We start from the raw sequence: 8,619 nt of genomic DNA, 5'->3' as shown, positions 1-8,619 counted from the left end.
CCATGCGAGAGTAGGGAACTGCCAGGCATTAATTAAAGTGAAGAGGCCATCCTGAGGGATGGCCTTTTTGCGTTCATGCGCCCGGGGCAGCCGGATGACTATTCCCTCCGTATACTCCTAAATCGTTTTCCTGCTAACTAAAATATCGATCTCTGTCACAAAATAAATAATAACAATTATATAACATTTCATTCACTAAAAAAGACAGTGAAAAGCACCGACGAGCTCGGGTGGATCTTTGGCGGGAGTATATTTCTAATGACTGAAAGCAGTGTAACTGTAAACGGGTCGCTGGCAAGCAGTGACACCCGTCGTCGTGTATGGGCAATTGTGGGGGCATCATCAGGGAATCTGGTCGAGTGGTTTGATTTCTATGTCTATTCCTTCTGCTCTCTCTACTTTGCGCACATCTTTTTTCCTTCGGGAAATACCACTACTCAGCTTTTACAGACCGCCGGAGTTTTCGCCGCAGGCTTCCTGATGCGTCCCATTGGCGGCTGGCTTTTTGGTCGGATTGCCGATAAGCATGGTCGTAAGAAATCAATGCTTCTCTCTGTTTGCATGATGTGTATGGGCTCGTTAGTCATTGCCTGCCTGCCGGGGTATGCCACGATCGGCACCTGGGCTCCGGCTCTTCTGCTGTTGGCTCGTCTGTTTCAGGGGCTGTCTGTTGGAGGAGAATACGGAACCAGTGCGACCTATATGAGTGAGGTAGCTGTTGAAGGCCGCAAAGGTTTTTACGCATCGTTCCAGTATGTCACTCTGATCGGCGGTCAGTTACTGGCACTGCTGGTTGTGGTTATCTTGCAGCAAACGCTGGAGGAATCTTCCCTCAGAGAATGGGGATGGCGTATTCCTTTTGCATTGGGCGCCGTACTGGCCGTTGTCGCGCTTTGGTTGCGTCGACAGTTGGATGAAACCTCAAAACAAGAAACCCGCGCGCTGAAAGAGGCTGGATCGCTCAAAGGACTATGGCGTAACCGTAAAGCGTTTATCATGGTACTGGGATTTACCGCTGCGGGCTCGCTGTGTTTCTATACCTTCACAACCTATATGCAGAAGTATCTGGTGAATACCGCTGGTATGCATGCCAATGTCGCCAGCGGAATCATGACGGCGGCGCTGTTTGTCTACATGCTAATTCAACCCCTGTTTGGCGCTCTTTCAGATAAAATCGGCCGACGGACATCAATGCTCTGCTTTGGCGCTCTGGCTGCGCTATTTACCGTACCTATTCTGTCAGCATTACAGAATGTCACTTCACCTTACGCAGCCTTTGGGTTGGTGATGTGCGCCCTGTTGATCGTGAGTTTCTACACCTCAATCAGTGGGATCCTGAAGGCGGAAATGTTTCCTGCCCAGGTGCGGGCATTGGGGGTAGGGCTTTCCTATGCGGTGGCGAATGCGCTGTTCGGCGGCTCTGCGGAATATGTTGCGCTGTCTCTGAAGTCCGTTGGTATGGAGACATCATTCTTCTGGTATGTGACCATTATGGCTATCGTGGCATTTCTGGTGTCGCTGATGCTGCACCGCAAGGGAAAAGGGTTACGTCTCTAGTTCCGCGCCATTTGCCAGACGGCGTAACCCGTGGTTGCGCCTGCGACATCCCAGGCGAAATCTTTCCAGCTCCAGCCGCTCCCTCCGGGGCGGCTGTCCCACATCTCTTTTGACGCACCGAGACTAATGGAGAACAGCAGCCCAACGGTTGCACTGCGATCGTGGCTCATTCCCTGATGCCGGGCATACTCATTCCCGGCGGCGGAAAGCATGGCTGATGCAATGAAGTGTTGTGCTTTATCCTGCCCGCTCCAGCTGTCATTGGACATATGGCTACAGCCTGAGAGCAACAACATGCTAAAAAGTATAAGGAAACGCACCGTGACCCTCACAGGAAAAACCCCGTCGCAGGGACGGGGCTTTTTGATTTACAGAATACGGCTGATTAATCTGTCGATTCGAATACGACGGAGTCTGCGGATGAGCTTACGGACTTTGACCGGATAGTCAGCGATGCTTTGTAGATCGCGGTAATGCTTAACAACCGTGGTGTGAGTGCGGATAAGCTCCAGCTCTTTCTCTCTCTGGGGAGCAAGTTCCTGTTTTGGATCGTGAATCAGAATTGCGTTTTCCAGATCCAGACGCCATGCTCGTGGGTTAAGGTTGTTCCCGGTGAGCAGCATCCACTTATCATCAACCCACATTCCTTTCAGGTGATAAGTATTGTCGTCATCTTTCCACAAACGCACTACGAGCTGATCGGTGTTGACGTAATACTGCAAGCGGCTGAGGAAGCGACGCAGGTTAATCTCGTAGAGATAGGGAAGCGCGCCGATGATTTTAAACGGCTCATCCTCAGGGATATAAAAGTCGTTGGCGGTTTTATCACCCACGATAATCTCAACCTTTTTCCCTTCGCGCAGCAGTTGGATGATGTTACGAACCAACAGCGCAGGCAAGTTGAAATAAGGTGTGCAAATTGTGAGCTTATGCTCTGCGCAGGGCATAAGATGGAAAATGGTCTTATTCAGCAGGCTCGATTTTCCCAGCCCAACCAGTGGTGTAACGGAAAGTTGCTCGTTGTCGGCATCGCCCTGGAAATGGTATGACGCATCGCGCAATTCCTGGCGATACAAACGAATGTCGTTTTTAATCTCCGGGCTTTTCGGACGCTGGGCACTGTCCAGGCGATTTACGCCGCGACCGTTAAGCAGATTCTGCGTGACCCACTCATACATGATGTCGGCCATCTTTGCATTACGAATCAACTGGTAACGATCATAACGATATTTATCATGCTGATGCAGATAGACGTCGTTCAGGCTGGCGCCGCTGTAAAGGACGCTATCATCAATGATAAAGCCTTTAAAATGCAGTACGCCAAGCGCTTCACGCGTGTTAATCGGCACGCCGTAGACAGGAATATCGATGCCTGGGTTTTCTTGCGCCATTCGGCAATACCAGTCAGCGTTGGTATTAGACGCGGCTGCGCCAATACGTCCACGCTGAGCGCGGTGCCAGTCGACAAGTACCCGAACATCCAGCTCAGGACGCTGCTGTTTAGCCTCATAGAGCGCGTCGAGTATGCCCTTGCCGCCGTCATCCTGTTCAAGATACAGGGCAATAATGCAAATACGCTGCGTCGCGCTGGCTATCTTCTCCAGCAGAGTCTCCCTGAAATTAGCGGGAGCATAAAAGAAATCTACATCATCAACTGGCTGAGAGATCTTAGGTAGTTGGGCAAGGTGTTGTTGATGTTTATTACGCTTAAATTTTGACAACATCACAGTGCATTTCTTCTCTGTTCATTGAAGGGTCCTCTGTGCTATGCAGACGACATAAGCGAGCAATGATAACACCAGTACCCGTTAAAGTGGTCAACATTTCCAGTACCTTACTCACGATTCCTCGTATTGGGCCAGATTCAGCGTCAGCCCAACAATCCCCTCTTCGAGCTGGATATCAACATCAAACCCGAGCTTTCGGGCCAGTGCCACCATGCCGCGATTGTTTGGCATCGTAATGCCATTCAGACGTCTCAGTCCGTGATCTCGGGTATAAGCAATCAATTTTTCCATTAATCGCCGGCCTAATCCTAACCCTTTGAGATCTGAGCGAACCAGCACGGCAAATTCCGCATCAATGTTATCCGGGTCGGAGATCGCGCGCGTTACCCCGAGGATCTCTTCAGTTTGATCAATACGGCGCACGGCAACAAATGCCATTTCCCGATCGTAGTCGATCTGCGTCATGTTGGCTAAATCTTCATGAGTAAATTCATTGATCTCGCTAAAATAACGGTAATACAAATCCTCTTTTGTCACCTGAGAAATGAACTGCTGTAGATAAGGCTCATCTTCCGGCAGGATAGGGCGAAACAGGCAATGTTCGCCGTTTTTCATCTCAACCCACTCTTCAAGCTGCTGCGGATAGGGGCGAATAGCGAGTCGGCTCTCGTTGTCGCCATCATAAGGGGTGATATCCAGCGTGACGTCCAGCGCGGTAAACTCGCCAGCAGAAGCCAGCAGGGGATGGATATCCAGACGCTGAATTTCCGGGCAATCGACAATCAGGTTCGAGACCTGTACCAGCAACTGGCTTAACCCTGTGATATCCAGCGGGCGTAGCGCGCTCCGGCCACGAATTTTTTTACTTTTGATTCCCTGAATAACCAAATAGCGCGCCAGATTCATGTTTAACGGCGGCAGCGCGACGACGGCCTGTTCTTCGGGTCGCCACTCTACGCCGCCTTCGCCAAGCATAATCAGCGGCCCAAAGACCGGGTCGTGTTCGACGACGACGCGAAGTTCCTGCGCGCCGGCACGGTTCGCCATACTCTGGACTAACAGACCGTGAATGCGCGCCTGGGGCCAGGCCATTTTTACACGATCGAAAATGGCATTCGCGGCTTGCTGAACTTCCGTTGCCGTGCGCAGATAGAGCATTACCCCCTGAACTTCCGATTTATGCGGAATATCCGGCGAACGCAGTTTTAATGCTACCGGATAGCCAATTTGCTCGGCGATATGCACAGCTTCCGCGCTGTCGCCAGCAATCCAGGTAGGAAGCGTGTGTAACCCATACGCCTGCAAGATAGGCTGAACTTCATGGGTATCCAGCGACGTTGCGCCCTCTGCAATCGCCTGCTGTAACAGGTTATGCGCTTGAGCCGTGTCTGAGGTCAGGTTGTCTGGCAACACCGGGGTTTCCCGTAATTGCTTCTGGTTACGCCGGTATTCCACCATGTGCATAAAGGCAGTGATGGTGCCTTCCGGTGTTCGATAGGTAGGTAATCCCGCTTCACTGAACATTTTGCGGGCTTCCTGAGAGGAAAACTCGCCGCACCAGTTGGTGAGTAAGGTGACGAATTTCCCTCTGGGATGATGTTTTACCGCTTCAATGAGCGCGTGTGCGCTCTCGGTGCCTGGTGCGGCGGCGCTGGGTGAGTGGATCACCATCAGCGCATCAAAATCCTGGCTGGCGAGTAAGATATTCAGCGTTTTGACGTAGTGTTCACAGCTGGCATCATCACGCAAATCCAGCGGGTTGGCGATATCGACGTGAGCAGGTAGCGCTTCGCTTAGCTTAAGTCGGGTCTCTTCGCTCAGGGTGGCGAGCTTGCCGTTGCGCGACCACAGCTCATCCAGCGCCAGCGCGGCGGGCGCAGCGCCATTGCTGATGATCATCAACCTGTCGCCACGTAATGGCCGCATATGACTCAGCGTTTCGACCGCCGAGAAGAGTTCGTGAGTATCCTGCACGCGTAAAAGCCCCGCACGCTGGATGGCGGCATCCCATGCCGGGTCCATGCCGACACTGGTATTTAACAAACGTTGCGCCGCCGGGCTGCGACCGCTTTTAATCACCAGAATGGGTTTATTTCGTGACGCGCTACGGGCGGCGGAGACAAAGCGTCGCGCGTCGCTCAGATGTTCGAGATAGAGCAAAATGGCGCTGGTTTTGCTGTCGCGCGCCAGATAATCCAGCAGTTCATCAACATCAATGTCCAGACTGTCGCCAAGCGCGATAAAATAAGAAAAGCCCATCTCCCGCTGTTGCGCCCAGTCGAGAATCGTATTGGAGACGGCGGCGGATTGCGAAATAAAAGCGAGTTTTCCACGCTTGATCGGAACCGGAGAGAAACTGGCGTTAAGCCCTTGCCAGGGGGCGAGTAAACCCAAGCTGTTTGGGCCGAGTAGCCGCATTTTATAGCGTTGGGCACATGCCAGAAGTTCAGCGTGCTGCGCTGCGGGCGCCGACAAAATAATGCAGGTTTTACAGCCTTTTTCCCCCAGCGCCTCCAGCAACGCGATATTACGGCTGGCGTTGGTGCACAGAACGGCGAGCTCCGGTGTAAAAGGCAAACTGGCGACGTCGGGCCAGGCCAGGACGCCTAAGACGGCTTTCCATGCGGGCGTTACAGGTAATACCGGGCCATTAAAGCCTCCTGCCAGCAGGTTACGCATCATCAGGTAACCTGCGCGATTGGGCTTCATCGACGCCCCTAGCACCGCTATCGATTTTGGTCGCAGTAGTGCTTCCAGTCCTCTCTGACTCATGCCGGTCTCCCTTACGCAGAAGTGACCGAATGATTTTAAACGCTTTCTGCTGTTTCTGTTGTGACGCTTCCCTGATGTTGCGTTTTTCCTGCCAGATAGCGCGTTTTAAAGCGTGAGAAGTGATCGCCTAAATGGGTTGCCGCAGCCGTGTCGCCCGCCAGATCCAGCAGCGCTATTGCCACTTCGGCAGTGCAATACTGCCCTTCGGCATGAACTTCTCGCAGGTGATAGGCGGAAAGACGCGATAAATCAACGGAAATAACCGGCAGGTTATCGAGATAAGGGCTTTTACGGAACATTTTGCGCGCTTCCGGCCAGGTGCCGTCGAGCATGATAAACAGCGGCGGTTTTCCGGCTGGTGGCGTGAAAATGACCTCGCGCTCTTCCCCGGCATAGGAGGCGGGGAATACGACCATCGGCTGATAATCCGGGTTGTTAACCAGATCGAGCAGCGCCTGCGGCGGTTCGGTACGCGACCATTGAAAGGCCGTTGTTTCCGGCAGAATATCGGCAATCAGACGCCCCGTATTGCTGGGTTTCATTGGCTCGGTATCAAACATCACCAGACAAAAACGGCTTGTCGCCTGAGAAGGCGAGAGGGTATCGCACAGGCAGAGTTTCAACGGGAGCAGACAGCGCTGACAGCGACGAATGCGGTTTCCTCTGGCAAGAAAAGGACGCGTGGCGCGTGCGAGGCGTTCGGCGCGTAACTGGAGAACAGCGTTATCAGTCATGGAAGAATACAGTGAAAAACGCTATTGTCGCAGAGGTGAAAACGGGGCACAAGATGCGCCCCGTGGAGATTACAGCGATTCGTTCAGCCAGCTGTCGAATGGCGCTTTAGGAACCGCGCCATTTAACATGTCGATGACTTCGCCGTTCTTAAAGATCATGATGGTCGGGATGCTGCGGATACCGAAACGGGCGCTGAGTTCACGTTCCGCTTCTGTGTTAACTTTCACAAAACGCACCTTACCGCTGCGCTCTTCCGCGACATCTTCAAAAATCGGGGCAAAGTTACGGCATGGGCCGCACCACGGCGCCCAGAAATCGACCACCACAGGGAGATCGTCTTTCAGCAGCTTATCCAGCGTTTCACCGGTCGCATTAATCACCTCTCCATCGAACAGGTCGTGACCACAGCGTCCACATTTTGCCGCATCCTGAATACGATCATCGGGAATGCGGTTGATTGCCTGGCAGCTGGTACAAACGGTATTCATAACTAACCTCTGGATGAGTAGGGTAGACTTTTCCGGCAATCACGCCGATATGTTTCCAATATGTTACATATTATCGATGAGACTGTTTTAAACAACAATGTGTTTTATTCAATGAGTACAATAGTCATTAGCTTTTAAATGAAATAATGGCTAACCGGGTGCACATCGGGTAATCTTCGCGCTTCGCGCAGCGCTGGTGGAGAAAAGCATGAACGATGAATTAAAGAACAAAAGCGGCAAGGTCAAAGTGATGTATGTCCGCAGTGATGATGACTCTGATAAACGCACCCATAACCCGCGTACCGGGAAAGGGGGAGGTCGTCCAGGAAAGTCTCGTACTGACGGTGGCCGTCGCCCCGCCCGCGATGCTCGTGATGAAAGAAGCGGTCAGATTCGCGATCGTAAGCGTGAAGACTCACCGTGGCGTACCGTTTCCCGTGCGCCAGGCGATGACACGCCTGAGAAAGCCGATCACGGTGGAATCAGCGGTAAAAGTTTTATCGACCCTGAAGTTTTACGTCGTCAGCGTGCGGAAGAGACCCGTGTCTACGGCGAAAACGCCTGTCAGGCCCTGTTCCAGAGTCGCCCGGATGCGATTGTTCGCGCATGGTTCATTCAGAGCGTGACCCCTCGCTTTAAAGAAGCGTTACGCTGGATGGCGGCTAACCGCAAAGCGTACCACGTTGTGGATGAAGCTGAACTGGCGAAAGCCTCTGGAACTGAGCACCACGGCGGCGTTTGTTTCCTGATTAAAAAGCGTAACGGTACGACCGTTAAGCAGTGGGTAAGCCAGGCGGACGCGCAGGATTGCGTGCTGGCGCTGGAAGATGTGGCTAACCCGCACAACCTTGGCGGCATGATGCGTAGCTGTGCGCACTTTGGCGTAAAAGGCGTGGTGGTACAGGACGCGGCGCTTCTTGAATCCGGTGCGGCGATCCGTACGGCGGAAGGCGGCGCAGAGCATGTTCAGCCGATCACGGGCGACAGCATTGTGGATGTGCTGGATGATTTCCGTCAGGCGGGTTATACGATCGTCACCACGTCCAGCGATCAGGGCAAACCGTTGTTTAGTACGGCGCTGCCAGCGAAAATGGTGCTGGTGTTAGGGCGTGAGCTGGAGTCCCTGCCGGAAGCCGCGCGTGAACCTGGCGATCTGTGCGTGAAAATTGATGGCACCGGAAATGTTGAAAACCTCAACGTCTCTGTCGCAACCGGCGTATTGCTGGGCGAATGGTGGCGTCAGAATAAAGCATAATCAGGTGTAAGTGCCTGATGGCGCTGCGCTTATCAGGCCTACGGCAATGATTCGTAGGCCGGGTACTCGGCGTAAGCGCCTGATG

General features: G+C 53.0%; 7 protein-coding genes. 2 read left to right on the top strand and 5 right to left on the bottom strand.

The features are described 5' to 3' along the window. Window positions 1-258 precede the first annotated feature (258 nt). The gene (locus OGX84_RS12810; protein ID WP_047461905.1) at window positions 259-1,557 is read left to right on the top strand and encodes an MFS transporter; all 1,299 of its coding nucleotides are present in this window, start codon (window positions 259-261) and stop codon (window positions 1,555-1,557) included. Here OGX84_RS12810 and OGX84_RS12805 read toward each other — a convergent pair. The 5 genes from OGX84_RS12805 to trxC form a co-directional block, all read right to left on the bottom strand. After that, complete coding sequence (locus OGX84_RS12805) at window positions 1,554-1,877, bottom strand: YfiM family lipoprotein (RefSeq protein WP_058669113.1); 324 nt, start codon at window positions 1,875-1,877, stop codon at window positions 1,554-1,556. The genes OGX84_RS12810 and OGX84_RS12805 overlap by 4 nt on opposite strands. A gap of 48 nt (window positions 1,878-1,925) precedes the next feature. Further along, entirely contained in the window at window positions 1,926-3,281 is a 1,356-nt protein-coding gene (gene pssA / locus OGX84_RS12800) for a CDP-diacylglycerol--serine O-phosphatidyltransferase (protein WP_112001748.1), read from the bottom strand. Between the two features lie 114 nt (window positions 3,282-3,395). Beyond that, window positions 3,396-6,056 carry a bifunctional acetate--CoA ligase family protein/GNAT family N-acetyltransferase gene (locus OGX84_RS12790; protein WP_112001750.1) on the bottom strand — a complete coding sequence of 887 codons (2,661 nt, stop codon included), beginning with the start codon at window positions 6,054-6,056 and terminating at the stop codon, window positions 3,396-3,398. 35 nt (window positions 6,057-6,091) lie between these two features. Beyond that, a complete protein-coding gene (tapT, locus tag OGX84_RS12785; protein WP_049008797.1) occupies window positions 6,092-6,790 on the bottom strand; it encodes a tRNA-uridine aminocarboxypropyltransferase in 699 nt (232 codons plus the stop codon). A gap of 69 nt (window positions 6,791-6,859) precedes the next feature. Continuing rightward, on the bottom strand, window positions 6,860-7,279 hold the full coding sequence (gene trxC, locus OGX84_RS12780; RefSeq protein WP_047461913.1) for a thioredoxin TrxC: 420 nt from the start codon (window positions 7,277-7,279) through the stop codon (window positions 6,860-6,862). A gap of 208 nt (window positions 7,280-7,487) precedes the next feature. Here trxC and OGX84_RS12775 point away from each other — a divergent pair, with 208 nt between their 5' ends. Further along, window positions 7,488-8,534 carry a tRNA/rRNA methyltransferase gene (locus tag OGX84_RS12775; RefSeq protein WP_012131203.1) on the top strand — a complete coding sequence of 349 codons (1,047 nt, stop codon included), beginning with the start codon at window positions 7,488-7,490 and terminating at the stop codon, window positions 8,532-8,534. Window positions 8,535-8,619 lie beyond the last annotated feature (85 nt).

Origin of the sequence: Citrobacter sp. CK202 (assembly GCF_030333225.1) — a bacterium.
GTDB lineage: Bacteria > Pseudomonadota > Gammaproteobacteria > Enterobacterales > Enterobacteriaceae > Citrobacter_B > Citrobacter_B koseri.
Note: the sequence above shows the minus strand (reverse complement) of the source record. Positions and strands in the feature narration are given on the sequence as shown.